Origin of the sequence: Lactobacillus sp. B3795, from assembly GCF_026535805.1 — a bacterium.
GTDB classification, from domain to species: domain Bacteria; phylum Bacillota; class Bacilli; order Lactobacillales; family Lactobacillaceae; genus Apilactobacillus; species Apilactobacillus kunkeei_C.
On record NZ_JAFNPE010000006.1, the window covers coordinates 161443 to 183117 of the forward strand.

At 37.9% G+C, this 21675-nt stretch carries 18 protein-coding genes and 1 tRNA gene; 2 read left to right on the forward strand and 17 right to left on the reverse strand.

Going from position 1 to position 21675, the window contains the following annotated elements:
• Positions 1-138: 138 nt before the first annotated feature.
• Both pgk and gap read right to left on the reverse strand, forming a co-directional pair.
• Positions 139-1353 carry a phosphoglycerate kinase gene (gene pgk / locus J3U50_RS04090; protein ID WP_041152543.1) on the reverse strand — a complete coding sequence of 405 codons (1215 nt, stop codon included), beginning with the start codon at positions 1351-1353 and terminating at the stop codon, positions 139-141.
• Positions 1354-1516: 163 nt separating this feature from the next.
• Entirely contained in the window at positions 1517-2530 is a 1014-nt protein-coding gene (gap, locus tag J3U50_RS04095; protein ID WP_054604631.1) for a type I glyceraldehyde-3-phosphate dehydrogenase, read from the reverse strand.
• A gap of 254 nt (positions 2531-2784) precedes the next feature.
• Between gap and J3U50_RS04100 the strand changes: the two genes are divergently transcribed.
• Positions 2785-2856 (forward strand) — tRNA-Arg (locus J3U50_RS04100).
• A gap of 98 nt (positions 2857-2954) precedes the next feature.
• On the forward strand, positions 2955-3548 hold the full coding sequence (gene clpP / locus J3U50_RS04105; protein ID WP_034531950.1) for an ATP-dependent Clp endopeptidase proteolytic subunit ClpP: 594 nt from the start codon (positions 2955-2957) through the stop codon (positions 3546-3548).
• A 52-nt stretch (positions 3549-3600) separates the two neighbouring features.
• Here clpP and whiA read toward each other — a convergent pair whose 3' ends face one another.
• The 15 genes from whiA to J3U50_RS04180 all read right to left on the reverse strand — a co-directional run bounded on the left by whiA (position 3601) and on the right by J3U50_RS04180 (position 21587).
• A complete protein-coding gene (whiA, locus tag J3U50_RS04110; RefSeq protein ID WP_034534634.1) occupies positions 3601-4539 on the reverse strand; it encodes a DNA-binding protein WhiA in 939 nt (312 codons plus the stop codon).
• A gap of 11 nt (positions 4540-4550) precedes the next feature.
• Positions 4551-5537, reverse strand: coding sequence for a gluconeogenesis factor YvcK family protein (yvcK, locus tag J3U50_RS04115; protein ID WP_301945649.1), 987 nt, complete (start codon positions 5535-5537; stop codon positions 4551-4553).
• A gap of 103 nt (positions 5538-5640) precedes the next feature.
• Positions 5641-8496, reverse strand: coding sequence for an excinuclease ABC subunit UvrA (gene uvrA, locus J3U50_RS04120; RefSeq protein ID WP_301945623.1), 2856 nt, complete (start codon positions 8494-8496; stop codon positions 5641-5643).
• A gap of 12 nt (positions 8497-8508) precedes the next feature.
• Entirely contained in the window at positions 8509-10515 is a 2007-nt protein-coding gene (gene uvrB, locus J3U50_RS04125; protein ID WP_368042535.1) for an excinuclease ABC subunit UvrB, read from the reverse strand.
• A gap of 159 nt (positions 10516-10674) precedes the next feature.
• Positions 10675-11598 carry a thioredoxin-disulfide reductase gene (trxB, locus tag J3U50_RS04130; protein ID WP_034531944.1) on the reverse strand — a complete coding sequence of 308 codons (924 nt, stop codon included), beginning with the start codon at positions 11596-11598 and terminating at the stop codon, positions 10675-10677.
• An 84-nt stretch (positions 11599-11682) separates the two neighbouring features.
• On the reverse strand, positions 11683-12558 hold the full coding sequence (gene galU, locus J3U50_RS04135) for a UTP--glucose-1-phosphate uridylyltransferase GalU (protein ID WP_053791558.1): 876 nt from the start codon (positions 12556-12558) through the stop codon (positions 11683-11685).
• Positions 12559-12602: 44 nt separating this feature from the next.
• Positions 12603-13619, reverse strand: coding sequence for an NAD(P)H-dependent glycerol-3-phosphate dehydrogenase (locus J3U50_RS04140; RefSeq protein WP_034531940.1), 1017 nt, complete (start codon positions 13617-13619; stop codon positions 12603-12605).
• Positions 13620-13640: 21 nt separating this feature from the next.
• Positions 13641-14462: a prolipoprotein diacylglyceryl transferase gene (gene lgt / locus J3U50_RS04145; RefSeq protein WP_054607972.1), complete on the reverse strand. Its 822-nt coding sequence runs from the start codon at positions 14460-14462 to the stop codon at positions 13641-13643.
• A gap of 24 nt (positions 14463-14486) precedes the next feature.
• Positions 14487-15425, reverse strand: a complete 939-nt coding sequence (gene hprK / locus J3U50_RS04150; protein ID WP_034534642.1) for an HPr(Ser) kinase/phosphatase — start codon at positions 15423-15425, stop codon at positions 14487-14489.
• A 63-nt stretch (positions 15426-15488) separates the two neighbouring features.
• Positions 15489-15824 (reverse strand): phage holin family protein, encoded by a 336-nt coding sequence (locus tag J3U50_RS04155; protein WP_053791557.1) that lies wholly within the window; start codon positions 15822-15824, stop codon positions 15489-15491.
• 11 nt (positions 15825-15835) lie between these two features.
• A complete protein-coding gene (locus tag J3U50_RS04160; protein WP_080997681.1) occupies positions 15836-16108 on the reverse strand; it encodes a PspC domain-containing protein in 273 nt (90 codons plus the stop codon).
• Between the two features lie 54 nt (positions 16109-16162).
• On the reverse strand, positions 16163-17317 hold the full coding sequence (locus J3U50_RS04165) for a PDZ domain-containing protein (protein WP_301945625.1): 1155 nt from the start codon (positions 17315-17317) through the stop codon (positions 16163-16165).
• Between the two features lie 10 nt (positions 17318-17327).
• Positions 17328-18444, reverse strand: a protein-coding gene (gene prfB, locus J3U50_RS04170; protein WP_140968020.1) for a peptide chain release factor 2 whose coding sequence is annotated in 2 segments (ribosomal slippage) — positions 17328-18371 and positions 18373-18444 — 1116 coding nt in all. Because the reading frame shifts where the segments join, the coding sequence is not laid out codon by codon here.
• Positions 18445-18500: 56 nt separating this feature from the next.
• Entirely contained in the window at positions 18501-20864 is a 2364-nt protein-coding gene (gene secA / locus J3U50_RS04175) for a preprotein translocase subunit SecA (protein ID WP_054607970.1), read from the reverse strand.
• A 150-nt stretch (positions 20865-21014) separates the two neighbouring features.
• A complete protein-coding gene (locus J3U50_RS04180; protein ID WP_301945626.1) occupies positions 21015-21587 on the reverse strand; it encodes a ComF family protein in 573 nt (190 codons plus the stop codon).
• Positions 21588-21675 lie beyond the last annotated feature (88 nt).

Below are 21675 nucleotides of genomic sequence, written 5' to 3' on the forward strand. Positions count from 1 at the left end.
AAATCGCTATATATCAATGATATCACTAAACAATTGATATTAACAAATTGCGCATCTGTTTTAATAAAAATTTCACTCCTTTTATTATACAAAAAAAAGACCCGATGTTATACATCGAATCTTAAAAAGATATTATTCTTATTTATCAGTAATAGCGGCGATACCTGGAAGAGTCTTACCTTCCATGTATTCTAGTGAAGCACCACCACCGGTTGAAACGTGTGATAGCTTGTCAGCTACACCTAGTTCGTTACATGCAGCAGTTGAGTCACCACCACCAACAACAGTAGTAGCGTCAGTTAAGTCACCTAAGAACTTACCAATAGCTAGAGTACCCTTAGCAAAGTTACTCATTTCAAATACACCCATAGGTCCATTCCAAACTACAGTCTTAGCGTCTCTTAAAACGTTTTCGAATAGTTCGATACTCTTAGGACCAATGTCTAGTGCCATTTGGCCATCAGGAATGTTTTCACCAACTACTTGAGTAGGTGCATCATTGTTGAATTCTGGAGCAACAACTGAGTCAACAGGTAGAACGATCTTGTCGCCACCCTTTGCTAGGATTTCCTTAGCAGTGTCAATCTTGTCCTTTTCAACTAATGAGTTACCAATAGTGAAGCCTTTAGCAGCGTAGAATGTGTAAGTCATACCACCACCAATGATGATGTGGTCTGCTTTGTCTAATAGGTTATCGATAACACCAATCTTATCTGAAACCTTTGCACCACCTAAGATGGCAACAAATGGACGTTTAGGATTGTTTACGGCACCACCGATAAACTTAATTTCTTTTTCCATTAGGAAACCAGCGGCAACTGGCTTGTTTTCTGCTTCCATTGCACGTGCAATACCAACGTTTGAAGCATGTTCACGGTGAGCAGTACCGAATGCATCGTTTACGAAGCAATCACCTAGTGAAGCCCAGTATTGACCTAACTTAGGATCGTTACCAGATTCACGTTTTACGTTTTCACCATTTACAACATCTTCAAAACGAGTGTTTTCAACAACAACGATGTCACCATCATTCATGTTGTTGATAGCTTCTTCAAGCTTTGGACCTTCAGTTTCGGGAACGAAAGTAACAGGTTTGTCAATTAGTTCAGAAAGCTTTGCAGCAACTGGACGTAATGATAGTTCTTTCTTGTCATCTTCAGTCTTGATACGACCAAGGTGAGAGAATAGAACTGCCTTTCCACCATGTTCGATTACGTATTTGATTGTTGGAATAGCACCAACGATACGACTTGTGTCACCAACAACACCGTCTTTAATAGGAACGTTGAAGTCGACACGCATTAAAACTTTTTTGCCTTTTAAATCTAAATCAGAAACAACTGTCTTAGCCAATCTAGATTACCTCCCAAAAATTATTTAAAATTGATGTAACAATTTCAATATACTTCATTTATTTCTTTATTTCAAAGAATTTTTAAGCAGAAAGTAATTGTTATAAAAAATGGAGGAGGCAATTGCCTCCTCCACCTTATGCCTTGCTAAATTATAATTTATATTATAGTTGAGCGAAGTGTAGTAAAGTACGAACCATGTTGCAAGTGAAGCCCCATTCGTTATCGTACCATGACCATACCTTAACAAGTTGGTCATCACCAAAAGTAGTAACATCAGTTTGAGTAGCATCAAATACTGATCCGTGAGTATCACCAATGATATCACTTGAAACGATTGGTTCGTCATTGTAACCAAATGCTTCGTTACCTTCAGTGTGTTCTTTCATCTTAGCGTTAACTTCGTCAGCAGTAACGTTCTTCTTGTCAACGATAGCAGTTAATTCAGTTAATGAACCGTCAACGATACCAACACGTTGAGCCACACCGTTTAACTTACCGTCAAGTTCTGGAACAACAAGACCTAGGGCCTTAGCAGCACCAGTTGAGTGAGGAATAGTGTTAGTTGAAGCAGTACGGTTGTTTCTGAACTTCTTACCACGAGGGCCATCTAGGATAGCTTGAGTTGAAGTGAATGCGTGGATAGTAGTCATAGTACCAACTTTGATACCAAAGTCTTTGTTTAAGAAGTATGCTGTAGGAGCGATACTACTTGTAGTACATGAACCAGCTGAAACGATCTTGTCGTCAGCAGTTAGAGTATCCAAGTTAACACCAGGAACAACAGTCTTGATTTGACCTGCAGGTGCAGAGATTAGAACACGCTTTGCACCAGCGTCTAAGTGAGCTTGTGATTTTTCTTCTGAAGTGTAGAAACCAGTACATTCTAGTACAAAGTCAACACCATCATTTTTAACCCATGGTAGGTCAGCGGCATTGCGTTCAGCGTAAACTGGAACTTCCTTACCGTCAACAACGATTCCGTTATCAGTTGAAGTAACTTCACCTGGGAATTTACCATGTGTTGAATCATATTTTAATAAGTATGCAAGCATTGAAGGAGTTGTTAAATCATTAATAGCAGCAACTTCAATTTCGTCTGAGTTTAGTTCGTGGATACGTTTGAAAGCCAAACGACCAATACGACCAAAACCGTTAATACCAATTTTTACAGTCATAACTGTTTTCCTCCTAGAGAAATAAATTTGAGTACTACGTACGGATTAAATACTACTACTTTTTTACCGATCAGTCTATAATACATGCTCAGTAATTTTAAAAAAATAACCAGTACTAATTTGTAACAGTTATTTTCTGTATCAAATCCTTACACTCTAAGTATATCAGTGCTAATTTTAGTTTGCAAATCAATTAACTCAGTGTGTTTCTTGAATTTAACCCCCTTTTCATTTATAGTTTAACGTGTTGAAATGCATCTGTAGTGTAATGGATAGCACTAAAGATTCCGGTTCTTTCGATGGGGGTTCGATTCCCTCCAGATGCATTGGTGATTAAGTCAGATAAAATCATTTGACCTTAATTGACCATTGATATAAAATTAATATAATTAAAATTGAATTGAAAGCAAGGGAGGATAAAATTATGAATTTAGTCCCAACTGTCATTGAACAATCATCAAACGGTGAACGCGCATATGACATTTACTCAAGATTATTAAAAGACAGAATTATTATGTTATCTGGTCCAATTGAAGACAACATGGCAAACACCATCATTGCTCAATTATTATTCCTAGATGCACAAGATTCTGAAAAAGACATCTACTTATACATCAACTCACCTGGTGGTGTTGTAACAGCCGGTATGGCCATCTACGACACTATGCAATTCATCAAGGCTGATGTTCAAACTATCGTTATGGGTATGGCTGCATCAATGGCCAGTGTCTTGGCTTCTTCAGGTACTAAGGGTAAGCGTTTTGCTCTACCTCACTCTGAAGTATTGATTCACCAACCTTCTGGTGGTGCTCAAGGTCAACAAACTGAAATTGCTATTGCTGCCGAATCAATCTTAAAGACTAGAAAGATGATCAACGAAATCTTAGCTCAAAACTCAGGTCAATCAATTGAAAAGGTTAACCTAGATACTGAACGTGATAAGTACTTAAGCGCTCAAGAAGCTGTCGACTACGGATTGATTGATAGCATCATGACTAACAGTTCTGAAAGAAAATAATTAGATAATAAAAAAGACGTTAACTTTGGTTAACGTCTTTTTTTGTGTCCTTTTATGAAACGGCTTCTTCTCTGATTTTATCAGCGAATTCATTAATCTTTCTCAAACGGTGATTGATTCCTGACTTAGAAATCGCCCCACTTGGCAATGATTCACTTAATTCCTTTAAACTAACTTCTGGCATCTTCATTCTGGTGATGGCAACTTCGTATAGTTTTTCAGGTAACTTATCCAATCCGACGGTGTCATCAATGAATTGAATATTAGAAATTTGCTTGGTTGAAGCATTAGCAACCTTGTTCATATTAGCATTTTCACAGTTTACTAATCTATTCACAGAATTTCTCATATCACGCATGATTCTGACATCTTCGAATTTCAACATCGCATTGGTTGCACCAATTAATTGCAAGAAGTTAGCAATCTTTTCTGCTTCTTTCAAGTATGTGATGTATCCACTTCTTCGATCGGTAGTTCTGGAATTCAATTCGTATTTGTTCATCATTTCTGAAATCATGTCGTTGTGTTCTTCGTACAATGAGTAGATTTCTAGATGGTATCTGGAAGTTTCTGGGTTGTTCACAGAACCCCCAGCTAAAAAGGCCCCTCTTAGATATGATCTCACTTGGGAATCATCCTTCAGTAATTCAATTGGCACTCTTTCCACGATTTGGTAGTTATCAAAAATCCCTAAGTCATCTAGGATTGCTTGCGCTTGGTTAGCGATTCTTACGACGTAGACATTGTTCTTGTTTAACTTCATTTTCTTTCTAACAACAAGCTTACTTTCCACTTCGTAGAATTCTAAAATCAACTTATAGATACGACGAGCGATGGCTGGATTTTCGGTTTGAATATTTAAAATAATTTTACGATTGGCTAACGAAATTGATCCGTTCATTCGAATTAATGCCATTAGTTCTGCCTTGGCATTTTCCTTATGAACTTCTAGAGTCGTTAGTTCCTTTTTTACGTCACTTGCGTATGACATTTTTAATCATCCTATCTTTTTGAAACCAGTTTGAATAATGTATCGGCAACCTTTTTTCCATCATGGAATGCCCCTTGGTGACTTAACATTAAGAAGTCATCATAGATGCATTCACATCCCATTGCCTGAATTGCTTTTTCATCGTGTTTAACCGGATTTTCAATCTCGTTAAACACTTCTCGATTAATTAGATCAGTATTAACTGGTTGTTTGTTTACGATTACGACGTCAATGAAGTTGGACTTCATATGACGGTTTAAAACTTCAACGTGTTGAGCGTCTGAAAAATTGTCTGTTTCACCCTTTTGTGTCATGATATTACAAATGTATACCACCTGTGCTTTAGACGCTAAAACAGCCTTTCCTAGGTTCTTAATCATTAGGTTTGGCAAGATGCTGGTAAACAGACTGCCAGGACCTAAAACAATTTGGTCGGCGGCCAAAATGGCATCAATGACCTTTTGATTGGCATGCGGAATTTCGTCTTGATTGTCACTGGATTCTACCCAAACACGGTTAATTTTTTTATCCGCATAGGTGATTTCGTATTCACCGGTCATGGTTGAACCATCATCGAACTCGGCGCATAGCTGTAGTTTTTCGTTGGTGGCTGGATAAATCTTACCAGTGATTTCCATCATCTGACTTAGTGCTTCAACGGCGACGTTCACATCACCCTTCATTTCTGTCATTGCGGCAATGATTAAGTTACCTAACGAATGTTCAGACAAGAAATGATCGCCCTTTTTAAAACGGTATTGAAACAAGTCTAGCTTGTCCTTTGACAAATTAGATAATGATACCAAGACATTTCTGATATCTCCAGGAGGAACAATATTAATTTCATTGCGCAAACGACCTGATGATCCACCATCATCTGAGATGTTCACAATCGCAGTGATGTCAATATTTTCGTTCTTTAGATTATTTAAGATAACTGGTAAACCAGTTCCGCCACCAATGACGACAACGCTTTTTCTCGCCTGATTGTCCTTCATCAAATCGTTTCCTCCTTTCAATTTTTTCAACTAAGAAAGTATAACACACATACCCGGGCGTGTCATTTCAAACACAAATAAAAAAGCGTGTCATCACGCTTTTTTATTTTCTTGCTTCTTTAGTTCGTTTGGTATCACGTTCTAAGACTGGTTTTAAATATTGACCAGTATAGCTTTCCTTCACCTTGACGATTTCTTCAGGAGTTCCAGTAGCGATGATTTCACCACCACCATCTCCTCCTTCAGGTCCTAGGTCGATAATGTGATTGGCTGTCTTAATCACGTCTAGGTTATGTTCGATAATTAAAACAGTGTTGCCTTGTTCGACTAGTTCATGTAGGACAACTAACAAGCGGTTAATGTCATCGGTGTGTAAACCAATGGTTGGTTCATCTAAGATGTATAAGTTGTTTCCAGCTGACTTTTTGTATAGTTCAGAAGCTAACTTCATTCTTTGCGCTTCCCCACCAGACAAGGTAGTTGCTGATTGGCCAAGTTGAACATAGCCAAGTCCTACTTCATCAATGGTTTCTAGTTTTCTAGTAATTTTTGGAATTGATGAGAAGAAATCAAGTGCTTGATCCACAGTCATGTCCAAGACATCAGAAATGTTCTTGCCCTTGTATTCAACTTCCAGTGTTTCGGCGTTGTAACGTTTACCATGGCAAACTTCACAAGGTACGTAAACATCTGGTAGGAAGTTCATTTCAATCTTTAGAATTCCATCCCCATGACAGGTTTCACAACGACCACCCTTAACATTAAAACTGAAACGACCCTTTTGGTAACCACGAAGTTTAGCTTCGTTTGTTTCAGCAAACAATGTTCTAATGTCGTCAAACACTCCAGTATAGGTAGCAGGATTACTACGAGGCGTTCTTCCGATTGGACTTTGGTCGATGTTAATTAGCTTATCTATATTCTTATATCCAGAGATTGACTTGTACTTACCTGGCTTTTCGGAGTTATGGTTTAGCTTTTGGGCAATCGCACGTTTAACAATGCGGTTAATCAATGTTGATTTACCTGAACCAGAAACACCAGTTACGACGTTAAACTCACCTAATGGAATTTCGGCAGTAACGTTCTTCAAGTTGTTTTCAGAAGCGCCAGTAACCTTAATCTTCTTACCGTTACCCTTACGACGTTTCAATGGGACTGGAATGAACTTCTTACCTGATAGGTATTGACCAGTCAATGAGTTGTCGTTTTGAGCCACTTCGTCGGGAGTTCCAACGGCCATTACCTTACCACCGTTGGTCCCGGCACCTGGTCCGATATCAACAATGTAGTCGGCAGAACGTTGAGTGTCTTCACCGTGTTCTACGACAACTAGGGTATTACCCAAGTCACGCATTGATTTTAGTGAAGAAATCAAACGGTCGTTATCGCGTTGATGTAACCCAATTGATGGTTCATCCAATACGTATAGCACTCCTGATAGGTTTGAACCGATTTGAGTAGCTAAACGAATACGTTGTGATTCACCACCAGATAGTGTTCCGGCAGTTCTGGAAAGTGTTAGGTAATCCAATCCCACGTTCTTTAGGAAAGTTAGTCGATCGATGATTTCCTTTAGGATTGGTTTAGCGACAACACTATCCTTTTCACCGAACTTCAATTGAGAGAAGAAGTTTAGTTCTTTAACAACGTCTAGGTCGGTTGCTTCACTGATGTTTAATCCGTCAACCTTCACACTTAGTGCTTCTCTGTTTAAACGGAAACCGTGACAAGTTTGACATGTTAATTCAGTCATATATAGACGCATTTGGTCTCTGGTGAAATCACTGTTAGTTTCCTTGTAACGACGGTCAATGTTGTTAATAACCCCTTCAAAAGGTGCATCGGTGTCTCTAATTCCACCGAAGTTACTGTTGAAGTGGAAGTGGAATTCTTTTCCGTTGGAACCGTATAAAATTAGGTCACGTTGCTTCTTAGGAAGCTTTTTAAACGGAGTATCCATATCGATACCAAATGCTTCACAGGCTTGTTCTAGCAAGCTTGGATAGAACTTGGAGCTAATTGGATTCCAGGGTTCGATTGCCCCTTCGTTTAACGTCTTATCCTTGTCAGGTACAACTAGGCTTTCGTCTACTTCTAGTTTCATCCCTAAACCATCACAGCTTGGACAAGCGCCAATTGGTGAGTTAAATGAGAATAGACGTGGTTCCAATTCACTAACTGTAAATCCACAAAGTGGACATGCGTAGTGTTCGGAAAAAATTAAGTTGTCACCCTTACCCATCAAGTCGGCAACGGCATAACCGTCACTTAGTCTCAATGCGGTTTCAAGTGAGTCTGATAAACGAGATTTGATACCATCTTTAACGATGATTCTATCAACCACGATTTCAATGTCGTGATACTTGTTCTTGTCTAGTTGAACGTCATCTTCAATTTCGTGAACTTCTCCGTCAGCACGGTATCTAACGAAACCTTCACGCTTAATCTTATCGATAACTTTCTTGTGTTGACCTCTTTGTTGTCTAACCACTGGTGATAAGATTTGAAGCTTAGTTCTTTCTGGAAGAGCAAGGACTTCATCAATCATTTGATCAATTGATTGTCTAGTAATCTTGGTTCCATCGTTTGGACAGATTGGTGTTCCAACACGTGCCCATAGCAATCTAAAGTAGTCGTTAATTTCAGTAACAGTTCCAACTGTTGAACGTGGATTCTTGGAAGTGGTCTTTTGGTCAATCGCAATCGCTGGACTTAATCCTTCGATTGAATCAACGTCTGGTTTGTCCATTTGACCCAAGAATTGACGTGCGTATGAAGACAAACTTTCAACGTATCGACGTTGTCCTTCAGCATATAGCGTATCGAATGCCAATGAACTCTTTCCTGAACCTGATAAACCGGTCATAACAGTCAATTTGTTCTTAGGAATTTCAACACTGATATCTTTTAAGTTATGTGCTCTAGCACCTTTAATGACAATTTTATCGTTTTGCAAGTTTTTGCCCCCTTACATTTGACCCTTTAATTCCATGACAGTATCACGCAAAGCTGCTGCTTTTTCGAAATCAAGTTTAGCAGCTGCATGCTTCATTTCCTTGGTCAATGTTTCAATCATTTGCTTTTGATCCTTCTTAGATAGCTTTTGGAAGTCAGATTCAACAAATGAGTGATCTTCTGAAGAATCATCGTTCTTATTATTGTCGTAGCTAATAAGGTCTCTAATTGGCTTCTTAATGGTATGTGGTGTAATACCATTGTCCTCGTTGTATTTCTTTTGAATACTTCTTCTTCTAGCGGTTTCATCAATCGCCTTTTGCATTGAATCGGTCATGTTATCGGCGTACATAATAACCGCACCATTTTCATTTCTGGCGGCACGACCAATGGTTTGAATTAATGAACGTTCATTTCTTAGGAAACCTTCCTTATCAGCATCCAAGATGGCAACCAAGGATACTTCAGGAACATCAATTCCTTCTCTTAGAAGGTTAATTCCAACCAATACATCGTATTTACCTAAACGAAGATCACGAATAATCTTGGTACGTTCTAGTGTCTTAACGTCAGAGTGTAGGTATGCAACCTTGATTCCTAAGTCCTTTAAATAGTCGGTTAAATCTTCGGACATCTTCTTGGTCAAGGTGGTTACAAACGTTCTTTCATTCTTGGCAATTCTTTCATTGATTTCACCAACCAAATCATCCATTTGACCCATGATTGGACGCACTTCAACAGTTGGATCCAATAGTCCGGTTGGACGAATGATTTGTTGAACGATATTCTTTTCAGCGGTTTCTTCTAGTTCACGTGGACCAGGAGTTGCTGACATGTAGATTGCTTGGTTAACACGTTCTTTGAATTCAGGCATCTTCAATGGACGGTTATCCAAAGCACTTGGAAGTCTGAATCCATATTCGATTAGACGTTCTTTTCTGGCCTTATCACCATTGTACATTCCACCTACTTGTGGCAATGTTTGATGGGATTCATCGACAACTAATAAGTAATCATCGGGGAAGAAATCTAGTAATGTGTAAGGAGCTTCACCCGGTTTTCTATTGTCCATGTATCTGGAATAATTTTCAATCCCGTTGGTGTAACCCATTTCGGCCATCATTTCGATATCATAAGTGGTACGTTGCTTCAAACGTTGGGCTTCTAGTAGCTTACCCTCTTTTTCAAATTCGGCAACTTGTTCCTTCATTTCTTCCTTGATACCCTTCAAAGCGTGATCCATATTTTGATCATCGGTCAAGAAGTGGGTCGCTGGGAAGATGATGATATCGTCTTTCTTACCAATGAATTCACCGGTCAATGTATCGATTTCTTTGATTGAATCAATTTCATCACCGAAGAATTCAACTCGGTATGCATGTTGATCCCCAGAAGCTGGGAAAATGTCGACAACATCCCCGTGTACTCTGAAACGACCACGTTGGAAGTCGATATCATTTCTATCAAATTGAATTTCGACTAACTTTCTAAGTAGCTCGTCTCTTTCAATTTGTTGGCCAACACTCAATGGAATGGTGTGTTTGTAGTATTCCTTAGGACTACCTAATCCAAAGATTGATGAAACGGATGCGACGATAATGACATCATTTCTGGTAAGCAATGAGTTAGTGGCCGCATGACGAAGTTTATCAATTTCATCATTTATTGAAGAATCCTTTTCAATGTAGGTATCACTTGATGGAACGTAAGCTTCCGGTTGGTAGTAATCATAATAACTAACGAAATATTCAACCGCATTATTAGGGAAGAATTCCTTAAATTCACTGTATAGTTGTCCAGCAAGTGTCTTATTATGTGACAAAATCAATGTAGGCTTATTAACGTTTTTAATCACATTAGAAATTGTAAAGGTCTTACCAGTCCCAGTAGCACCTAATAAAATTTGGTTCTTTTGACCATCCAAAACACCCTTAGTTAACTTACTAATCGCTTCGGGTTGGTCACCAGTAGGTTTGTATTTTGAAACTAAGTCAAATTTATTGTTCTCTTCACGTTTTATTTCCAAACAAAGTCCTCCTTTGTTTTTAACTCGGAGCTCTAGGCTCATTCACTGTAGTTTAATAATATTCTAACATACGAACAAACTTTCTAAAACTAATGTTCTCCTTGTAGGCACAAAAAAGACTGGCCAATAGACCAGTCTTTTTAATCACACCTTTTAGTGTAATGAAGATACGTATTCGAATGCGTTTTGACCAGCAATACCACCGTCACCAACAGCTGTAGTTACTTGTCTTAATTCTTTTTCACGTACGTCACCAATAGCAAAGATACCCTTTACTGAAGTTTCCATACGTTCGTTTGTCTTAATCCAACCTTTTTCGTCAGTAATGTTTAAGTTACTGAAAGGTTCAGTCATTGGGTTGTTACCAACATAGATGAAGACACCTGAAGCAGCAATTTCGCCTTCTTCGTTTGTCTTGTTGTTGATAGTCTTAACACCAGTAACCTTCATGTTGTCACCGACAACTTCGGTTACGTTAGTGTCCCAAACAAATTCAATCTTGTCGTTAGCAAATGCACGGTCTTGGATAACCTTTTGTGCACGTAATTGATCACGACGGTGAATAACAGTAACCTTTGAAGCTAAACCTGCAAGGTATAGTGCTTCAGAGATAGCTGAATCTCCACCACCGACAACGACAACTTCACGGTTCTTGAAGAATGCCCCATCACATACGGCACAGTATGAGACACCTCTTCCACCATATTCGTCTTCTCCAGGAACGCCTAGCTTTCTGTATTGTGAACCAGTACCAATGATAACGGCACCTGCTTCGTAGCTACCTTGGTCAGTCTTAACAATCTTAGAATCACCTTTGTCTTCGATTGATTCAACTGTTCCATATTCGTACTTGGCACCGAAGTTTGTGGAACTTTCATACATTTCTTTTGCTAAATCTGGACCTAGGATTGACTTGAATCCTGGGTAGTTTTCGATTTCAGCAGTGTTGTTCATTTGACCACCGTAGATACCACGGTCAATCATCATTACTGATAAATTTGCACGAGAAGCATATAGTGCAGATGTCATTCCACCAGGCCCTGCACCAATAATAATTACGTCATACTTTTCCATAATTAAGCTCCCCCTTTCATTGAATTAATATATGATACTTTACTATCATATAAAACATTTGTCCATTAATTTGCACACAAACTAATTTTAATCTAACTTCTTAGCTAAGTCCTTGATGTATTGTTTTAATTCATCAGAAACTTCTGGGTGTTTTAGACCAAATTCGATGTTAGTTTGTAACCAACCAAACTTGTTACCGGTGTCGTATCTGTCACCCTTGAATTCGTGGGCGTATACCTTACCCTTTTTGTTTAGAGTATCGATGGCATCAGTTAATTGAATTTCGTTACCCTTACCAGGTTTAGTGTTTTCTAAGATGTCAAAGATGTCAGCAGTTAATAGGTAACGACCAATAATTGCTAGATCACTTGGAGCATCTTCTGGGTTTGGCTTTTCAACGAAATTAGTAACATCGTATAAACCGTCGCTAACTTCCTTAGCTGGGTTGATAACACCATATTTTGATGTATCTTCATGAGGAACCTTCATAACAGCAAGTGTTGATGAACCTGTTTCTTCATAACTGTCAATTAATTGCTTAGTCAATGGAGTTTCATCTGTCATCAAATCATCACCTAGCATGATAACAAATGGATCTTCACCAACGAAACTCTTAGCAGTATGAACAGCATCACCTAGACCATTTGGATGTTCTTGACGCTTAAAGTAAATGTTCAAACCGTTAGTTTCTTTAACAGCTTTTAGCATTTCATCCTTACCCTTTGATTCAAGGTTCAATTCAAGTTCAGTGTTTGAATCGAAATGATCTTCAATAGCACGTTTACCCTTACCAATAATAATTAAAATGTCAGTAATTCCTGATGCGATAGCTTCTTCAACGATTAATTGAATAGCTGGCTTATCAACTACTGGTAGCATTTCCTTTGGCATTGCCTTAGTTTCTGGTAGGAATCTAGTTCCTAAACCTGCTGCTGGGATAATTGCTTTTCTGATTTTCTTCATGAATATAAACTCCTATTTTATCGTATTTTCCTATTTCTTAAATATTAATCTAATTCAGCTCTACCCTTACGGTGCATTAGTTGAGAAATTGCATCATCAATTGTAATTTCCTTGTGTAATACCTTGTAGATTGCTGAAGTAATTGGCATATCAATGCCACGTTGGTTGGCTAGTTCGTATGCAGCTTCTGCAGTTGCGATACCTTCAATAACCATTCCCATGTTCTTAACGATATCATCTAAGGTCTCTCCTTTACCTAGTTGATACCCTGCACGCCAGTTACGTGAGTCACTACTTGTTGCAGTAACAATCACATCACCGAAACCTGATAGTCCAGTGAATGTTAATGGGTTAGCACCGAATGAAGTTCCCAAACGAGAAATTTCGGCAAGTCCACGTGTCATCAATGCTGCTTTAGCATTGTCAGCGTAGCCTAGACCATAAAGTGCACCGGCACCAATAGCAATGATGTTCTTTAGAGCTGCACCAATTTCAACACCGATGATGTCGTCATTAGTATAAACTCTGAAGTAATCATTAATGAATAATGATTGGATATGTTCAGCATCTTTGATGTTTTCTGAAGCAGTAGTTACTAAAGTAATATCGTGTTTAGCAACTGATTCTGCTTGACTAGGACCTGAAATAACTGAGATTGACTTACGATGACTTTCATCGATTTCATCAGCCAGAACTTCTGACATACGTTTGTATGTCTTTTGTTCAATCCCTTTACTACCATGAATAATGTTTACCTTCATGTCTAGTTCTTCTAGGATTTCGTTTACTTGTTTTGCAGTACTTCTTGTAACTTGTGCTGGAACAACAAATAAAATATCATCAACACCTCTAATTGCTTCCTTCATATCAGCGTAAGCAACTAGTTCTTTTGGATATGTAAAATCTTTGATGTATTTTTCGTTTGTGTGCTTGTTGTTTAGTTCATCAACTTGTGATTGTTTGTATGACCATAAACGCACTTCATTACCATTTTCAACTAAAATATTAGCAAGCATGCTGCCCCATGAGCCTGCTCCTAACACTGCAATTTTTTCTACCATAATAAATATAGCTCCTTAAAATTATTGTAACTTGCTACCATCTAGGTAGTAAGGCAAATCAGAATCATTTTTGCGACGATAGATCATTAATCCGATTGCTCCCAAGAATAGGATAATCGATAATAATTGTGAAACTCGAATTCCACCAAATAGCATTAAGCTATCTGTTCTCATCCCTTCGACAAAGAATCGCCCGAATGAGTACCAAATAACGTAAGATAATACCACTTCACCACGCTTGAAGAATCCTTGGATTTGGCGAAGATTCATCAATAGAACAAATCCTAACAAGTCCCATAGTGATTCATACAAGAAAGTTGGTTGGCGGTAAAATCCTTGAATAAACATTTGGTTAATGATGAAATTTGGTAAGTGTAGAGACTTCAAGAACGCTAAGCTGGTAATCTTACCAAAAGCTTCTTGGTTCATGAAGTTTCCCCATCTACCAATTCCTTGGCCCATAATCACAGTTGGTGCAATCACATCAAGCATTGCCCAAACTGAGATTAATTTACTTCTACAGTATAAGAATACCACGACAAACGCACCAATCAAGGCACCATAGATGGCAATCCCCCCATCCCAGATTTTAACAATCTCGTTTAGATGTTGGCTGTAGTACGACCATTGAAATACAACATAATAAATACGAGCACAAATGATTGCCACTGGCAAAGCCCATAGAATCATATCGTAAATATTATCTGGTTGAATCCCGCGTTTTCTTCCTTCCTTAACTGAAAGGTAAACGGCAATTAATACTGCAGTGGCAATAAAAATCCCGTACCAGTGAACTAAGATAGGTCCCAGACTAAACGCAATTGGATTTAACGCAATTGACATTTTATTCACTTCCTAAAAAGAGGATTATTTTTTGTTACCTGAATTTTCTTTAATTAAATTGTTTAGGTTATCATCAAATACCTTTGTAGCATCATAACCCATCTTCTTAGCACGGTAGTTCATGGCTGCCGCTTCAATAATGATAGCTAAGTTACGACCAGTCTTAACAGGAATGCTTACTCTTTGCACATCAACGTCAAAGATACGACGGGTTTCGTCGCCATTACCCAATCTATCATATGGAGTGTCATCAGACCAGTTTTCAAGGTGAACAATTAAGTCAACCTTAGTCTGTGAACGAACGGCACCGGCACCGAATAGGTTCATCACATCAATAATCCCAATTCCTCTAATTTCTAGTAGGTGTCTTAGAATCATTGGTGCTTGACCAATTAGTGTTTGTTCATCTTGTTGGTATACTTCGACACGATCATCGGCAATTAATCTGTGACCACGTTTAACAAGTTCCAAGGCAGTTTCACTCTTACCAATTCCAGAGTCCCCTGTCATTAGTACCCCTAAACCATATACGTCAATTAGCACACCGTGAATTGATTTTCTTTCGGCTAATTTACCTTCCAAGTAGTTAGTCATGTTACTTAGTACTCGAGAAGTTGTTAGCTTTGAACCCAATACTGGAATGTGTTGGTTCTTAGCAGCACGAATTAATTCATCAGGTGGATCTAATTGAGTTGAAATAACAAATGCTGGTGTTTCTGGTAAACACATTTTCTTCATTACATCAAAAAGTTCATTACTATCCATTCCCTTAGCATATGATGTTTCAGTAATACCAAGTAATTGAATTCTCTTTGATGGGTAGTAGTTAAAGTATCCTGTTAATTCCAAACCAGGGCGTGAAATATCGCTCGTGGTAATTGGTCGATCTAAGTATTCTTCACCGTAGAAAATATCTAAGTGAGTGTTTTCAACAAGATCTGCGACCGTTACACTGTATGCCATAGCCTTTCCTCCACTTCGTTATAAGATAATTTTATCATGTTATTAGATGTTTTTAAAAATTTTTTAGTAGTCTGACAAAATGACGTTACAAATTGACATAATCAATGCAACAATCACTGCCATTCCAAATGAAGCAAAATGGAAAGTATTGCCCACCACAAAAGATGTTAATTCCAACATAATTCCATTCAGGATAATACTGAATAATCCTAACGTTACCAAGTTAATTGGTAATGATAAGATAAACAATACTGGTTTTACCAATGCATTTAGAATCGCTAAAACAATCGCGGCTACAATCGCAGTTCCAAATGAAGCAACGTAAAAGCTGCCTTGGAAGAAACCAGCAATTGCAACGAATAGCAATGTGTTAATCAATATTCTGCCTAACACTCTCATGGTGTCACCTCTTATTTATCATTAAATTCATCAACGTCAGTTAAATTGCGTCGAGTTTGTTTGTTAGTAGTGTGTCCACCACCATAAACGTTGGGGTTAGCCGGAACAATTACTAAACAAATTACATAAAGTAATAGTCCGCCAATTAGATGGCCCGGAATAATTGATAGAACTACAAAAATAATTCTTAAAAGTTGTGAGTTGATATGGAAGTATTCGGCAATTCCACCTAATAATCCTGTTAATAATCGATCTGATTGAGAACGGTAAATTTTAGTCATCATAAAGCCTCCTCGTTAAATGACATTTTAAATAATGTTTATTAAATCAATCTTAAGTTACTTTTCCTTAATTACAACTACACCTAGTTCATTTGGTGAATCACTATAAATGGCACTTTCCATAATCTTGATACGATCTTCACGGTTCAATACCTTCAATCGACAAAATGTTGGAGAAGTCAAAGTAGCCTTGTAGAAATCGTCTTCGGTACTTACTTTGATGTTGTTAACCTCAACGATTAAATCACCCATTTCAACACCCATCTTTTCAGCCGGAGTGTCTTTTCTAACGGCGATTACTCTTAGACCGTTAACTGCGTCTGCGAACCACTTAGCCTTCTTGTTATCCTTACGCTTAGTCCTGATTAAAACAAGTAGGTATAATACTGTCATCACAGCCATTGAAATTAATTCAATGTTATCGACACCATTTAGTAGGTAAGTTGCAACAACTAGAATAATACCCAAACATGTTAACCATAACAATCGATTAGATAACTTTTTGAAAAATTCTTTTGGCATTGATTTGAAAATGGTAAATCTAATCCCAATCAATACCGGTAAGATAAAGATTGTGAATTCATGTTGACCCATTGAAAATACTGGCCACCAGCTAATCAATGCATGAATTTGATCACCTGGAATTAATACGGCAATTGGTAGGACCGCAAATTCCTTATTTAAATAACCGGCAACCTTGTTACCACGTTGGTTTTTAAAAATCTTTGGTGATTGATAGTTTCCTAAGAACATCTTCATGTACAATGCTGAAACAAAGAATACTGTCACTAATAGCAATAATGCATTTGATAGTGAGGTAGCTGAAGTGTTAATACCTTCTGTATTAATATACGTAAACAAGTCGAATTTATACGTTACAAATGTCAAAGCAGTCGCGATTACTAGATTTAACACTGTAAAGAATTGACCCGGGATAATAATCAAGTTAATTAGTAGCAAAGCTTCATAAATAATGATCCAAGGAAGTGATAGATAAATTCCTAGTGTCATTGAAATGATGCTTCCAATAATTCCTAAAACGATGAAACTTAGCCAAAAATGTTTCATTTCAAAATCGTTTGGTGAAATTGAAGTGTTAAAGTCGTTTCTTTCACGTTTGATACGCTTACGGTAGATAATGTAATTTCTTAATATTCCCAACCATAGGACTGGCTGAATAAATATTAACAATGTCATCCATAAATTATTCATTTAAATTCCCCTATTCTGGATTTCTTTTACTTAGTTTCCATTGCAAGTATGCATTAATGAATGGATTTAGGTCACCATCCATAACGTCTTGCGCCTTTGCTGTTTCATAATTAGTTCGATGGTCTTTAACCATTGAATATGGGTGGAAAACATAAGATCTGATTTGTGAACCCCAACCAATCTCTTTTTGTTCACCTTCGAGTTGTGCCTTTTGTTGTTCCTTCTTTTCTTCTTCTAGTTCGTAAAGTTTGGACTTCAACATATTCATGGCAGTTTCTCTATTTTGTAGTTGTGAACGTTGAGCTTGACTGGCCACAACAATCCCGGTAGGTTCATGAGTAATACGAACTGCTGAAGATGTCTTATTAACATGTTGTCCACCGGCACCACTGGCACGATAAACATCAACTCGTAAGTCGGCAGGATTAATCTCGATGTCGACAGTATCATCTAGTTCTGGCATTACATCGACAGAAGCAAATGATGTATGACGACGTCCCGCTGAATCAAATGGTGAAATTCTAACTAAGCGGTGAACACCCTTTTCTGATTTTAGGTATCCATATGCATTTTCACCACTAACCATGATGGTGGCAGTATCGATTCCGGCCACTTCTCCTGCTTGGTAGTTCAATGTTTCTAGTTTGAAACCATTTTGATCAGCCCATCTGGTATACATTCTAAATAGCATCATGCCCCAATCATGTGATTCGGTTCCACCCGCTCCTGGATGAATTTCCAGAATGGCATTATTGGCATCATACTTACCATTTAGTAACATCCCTAATCTGTACTTTTCAAGATGTGACTTAGTTTGCGCTAAAGACTCTTCGAATTCTTCCATCATTGAATCATCGTTTTCTTCTTCAATTAATTCTAGGTTCACTTCTAGATCTTCAGCCTCTTCATTTAGTTCATTAAAATTATCGTATTTTTTCTTTAAACGATTATTTTCATTAATGAAGCTTTGGGCAGTTTCTGGATTATCCCAGAATCCAGGTTCGGCCATCTTGGCTTCATTAATTTCGATACTTTCTTGAAGTGAATCTAAGTCAAAGAGACCCCCTAAAGCCCTGGATGGCTTTTTTGATTTGACTTATTTCATTTTTAGCATCAGCTAGTTCCATTCTTACTCTCCTTACCAAAAAAGCGAAGTGAACTTCTGTTCATCTTCGCTTTATTATTATCTTTCGATGTTTTGTCTGATTTCAGCTTTCATGAACAATCTTGTGGCATCGTAATCAATATCTGAGACCATTTCTTCAAACATTTGATAACCTTCACGTTGGTATTCAACTAATGGGTTCAATTGACCATAACCTCTTAAACCAATTGATTGTCTCAATTGATCCATTTCATCAATATGATCAGTCCAGTGAGAATCAACAACTCTTAATACAACAACCTTTTCAAATTCTAGCATTTGTTCTGGGTCGTATAGTTGTTCTTTCTTTTCTTTGTAAACTTTTTCAGATAATTCAACCAAGAAGTCCTTGATTTCATCAGCTGACTTATCTTCTAAGTCAGATAGGCTAATCATATCAGGGCTAACAAGTGCACTAATGGCAAAGTCTAGGATTGTACTTAGGTCCCAGTCCTTCTTGTCACCTTGAGTGTGTAAGTTAACAATGCGGTTGATTGTTCTCTTAACCATTGGTTTCATAACCCAATCTAATGACTTATCTTCAGTGATTACTTGGTATCTTTCGTTGTAAATAACGCTACGTTGTTGTCTCATAACGTCATCGTATTGTAGAACTTGTTTTCTTGAATCGTAGTTGTTACCTTCAACACGTTTTTGTGCTGATTCAACTTGCTTGGTGATTAAACGACTCTTGATAACAGCTGAGTCACCATCAACCTTCATTCTTTCCAAGAAGTTCTTAATCTTATCAGAACCGAAACGACGCATTAAGTCATCTTCTAGTGATAGGTAGAATTGTGATAGACCTGGATCACCTTGACGTCCTGAACGTCCACGTAATTGGTTATCAATACGTCTTGATTCGTGTCTTTCAGTACCAATAACGGCAAGTCCACCTAATTCAACAACACCGGGTCCTAATTTAATATCAGTACCACGACCAGCCATGTTGGTAGCGATAGTTACCGCACCCTTTTGACCAGCGTTTGCAACAATTTCAGCTTCTTTAGCATGGTTCTTGGCATTTAGCACTTCGTGTTTGATACCAGCATCATCTAAACGTTTTGAAATGTATTCTGAAGTTTCAACGGCAACAGTACCAATTAGAATTGGTTGACCCTTGGCGTGTAATTCTTTGATTTCATCAACTACAGCATCGAATTTTGATTGTAGAGTTGGGTATAACAAGTCAGGTTCGTCCACTCTGGCAACCGGTCTGTTGGTTGGAATGGAGATAACGTCCATGTTATAGATTTCTCTAAATTCGTCTGCTTCAGTCTTAGCAGTACCAGTCATACCGGCAAGCTTGCTGTACATTCTGAATAAGTTTTGGTAAGTAATGTTGGCCATTGTCTTACTTTCTTCTTGAATGGTTACTCCTTCTTTAGCTTCGATAGCTTGGTGTAATCCATCAGAAAAACGACGACCATCCATGATACGACCAGTAAATGAATCAACGATAAGTACTTCGTCGTCTGAAACAACGTAATCCTTATCCTTAATCATAATGAAGTTAGCACGCAATGCTTCATCAATGTGGTGAGTCAATGCAGTGTTATCAGTGTCGTATAGGTTCTTTAAGTTGAAGTACTTTTCAGCCTTTTCAATACCTTGATCATTTAAAGAAACAGTCTTTGATTCCAAGTCAATCTTGAAGTCATCTTTTTCCTTTAATGTCTTAGCAAATTGGTCAGCTTGCATGTATAGTTCTGAAGAACCTTTGGCTTGTCCTGAAATAATCAATGGAGTTCTGGCTTCATCAATTAAGATGGAGTCAACTTCATCGACAATGGCAAAGTTCAATGGTCTTTGAACCATGTCTTCTTTGTAGACAACCATGTTATCACGTAAGTAATCAAAACCGATTTCACTGTTAGTTGAGTATGTGATATCAGCATTGTAAGCTTCACGTTTTTCTTCTGGGCTCTTTTCAGTTAAGTTAACACCTACTGATAGGCCTAACCAGTTGTATAGTTCACCCATTTGTTCAGCATCACGTTGTGATAGGTATTCGTTAACAGTAATAACGTGAACACCCTTACCAGCTAATGCGTTTAAGTAAACTGGCATTGTAGCAGTCAAGGTCTTACCTTCACCAGTCTTCATTTCTGAAATGTTACCTTCATGTAGCACAATTCCACCCATGATTTGAACATGGAAAGGAGTTAAACCTAATACACGAGTAGCACCTTCTCTGGCAACTGCAAATGCTTCTGGTAGTAAGTCATCAAGAGTTTCCCCATCTTGATAACGTTGTTGAAATTCTGGGGTTTTAGCTTTTAGTTCGTCATCACTTAGTTGGCTGATTTCATCGGCATATGCTTCAACCTTATCAGCTAGCTTGCTAAGTCTTTTAACTTCACGCTTATCGCTTTCGACCCATTTTCTTAAAATGTTAGCCATTTGTTTATTTTCCTTCCGTGAATTAGTTTTTAATGTTTTATTCGCTTTATATAAATTCTATCTTTCTTATTCTAACATTTAATTATCATTTTTAAAAACAGATTATCTAATTCTTCTAAAAAAATATCCTTTATATATATAAAACATCCCTTATCGACATAAAGTTAGTCCTAAAACTTGCTTGGCACCGTTATTTCTCAGTACCTCTGCCGCATGTCTAATCGTGGTTCCGGTAGTATAAATATCGTCGACCAATAGTATTCTTTGATCGATAATTTGAGACGCATGTTTAGGATTAATTGTGAAAACCTGTTTATTGTGAATACGCTGTTGACGGTTTAGTTCAGACTGTCTCACCTTGCGTTTTTCCTTCACCATTAGGGCATCGACATATTCAGTATTTCCAAGAAGCCCAATGACCTGATTGAAGCCTCGATTAATCTGAGTTTCAGCACTAACTGGAATTGGCACTACCAGCAAATCTTTTCTAATCTTTTTTCTAATCTCTTTTTGAAAAATCATCCGTAACTGGTAGTCACCGACAAACTTGTAGCGGTGCATAAAATTCTTCATCGCATCGTTATACTGAAAGATGGATTCATTCACGAAAGCATCCCCTAATTTCTGCCACTTCTGACAATCGATACATGTTCCGGACTTATCCATTTGGCGACCACAAGCCTTACATATTCTCGTTTCATCGATGCGGGTAAACTGATTCATGCACTCCGCACAAACGTATCGTTTCGGTAATCTTTTAAAACTCAACAAAAAAGAAAGTGACATGTCATATACCATCACTTTATTGCAC

What these genes read in the sequence shown, in the direction of transcription:
- J3U50_RS04155 (WP_053791557.1), bottom strand. Translation starts at nt 15,824, where the DNA reads ATGAGAGTGTTAGGCAGAATATTGATTAACACATTGCTATTCGTTGCA.
- secA (WP_054607970.1), bottom strand. Translation starts at nt 20,864, where the DNA reads ATGGCTAACATTTTAAGAAAATGGGTCGAAAGCGATAAGCGTGAAGTT.
- clpP (WP_034531950.1), top strand. Translation starts at nt 2,955, where the DNA reads ATGAATTTAGTCCCAACTGTCATTGAACAATCATCAAACGGTGAACGC.
- gap (WP_054604631.1), bottom strand. Translation starts at nt 2,530, where the DNA reads ATGACTGTAAAAATTGGTATTAACGGTTTTGGTCGTATTGGTCGTTTG.
- J3U50_RS04180 (WP_301945626.1), bottom strand. Translation starts at nt 21,587, where the DNA reads ATGAATCAGTTTACCCGCATCGATGAAACGAGAATATGTAAGGCTTGT.
- yvcK (WP_301945649.1), bottom strand. Translation starts at nt 5,537, where the DNA reads ATGAAGGACAATCAGGCGAGAAAAAGCGTTGTCGTCATTGGTGGCGGA.
- J3U50_RS04165 (WP_301945625.1), bottom strand. Translation starts at nt 17,317, where the DNA reads ATGAATAATTTATGGATGACATTGTTAATATTTATTCAGCCAGTCCTA.
- hprK (WP_034534642.1), bottom strand. Translation starts at nt 15,425, where the DNA reads ATGGCATACAGTGTAACGGTCGCAGATCTTGTTGAAAACACTCACTTA.
- whiA (WP_034534634.1), bottom strand. Translation starts at nt 4,539, where the DNA reads ATGTCATACGCAAGTGACGTAAAAAAGGAACTAACGACTCTAGAAGTT.
- galU (WP_053791558.1), bottom strand. Translation starts at nt 12,558, where the DNA reads ATGAAGAAAATCAGAAAAGCAATTATCCCAGCAGCAGGTTTAGGAACT.
- J3U50_RS04160 (WP_080997681.1), bottom strand. Translation starts at nt 16,108, where the DNA reads ATGATGACTAAAATTTACCGTTCTCAATCAGATCGATTATTAACAGGA.
- J3U50_RS04140 (WP_034531940.1), bottom strand. Translation starts at nt 13,619, where the DNA reads ATGGTAGAAAAAATTGCAGTGTTAGGAGCAGGCTCATGGGGCAGCATG.
- lgt (WP_054607972.1), bottom strand. Translation starts at nt 14,462, where the DNA reads ATGTCAATTGCGTTAAATCCAATTGCGTTTAGTCTGGGACCTATCTTA.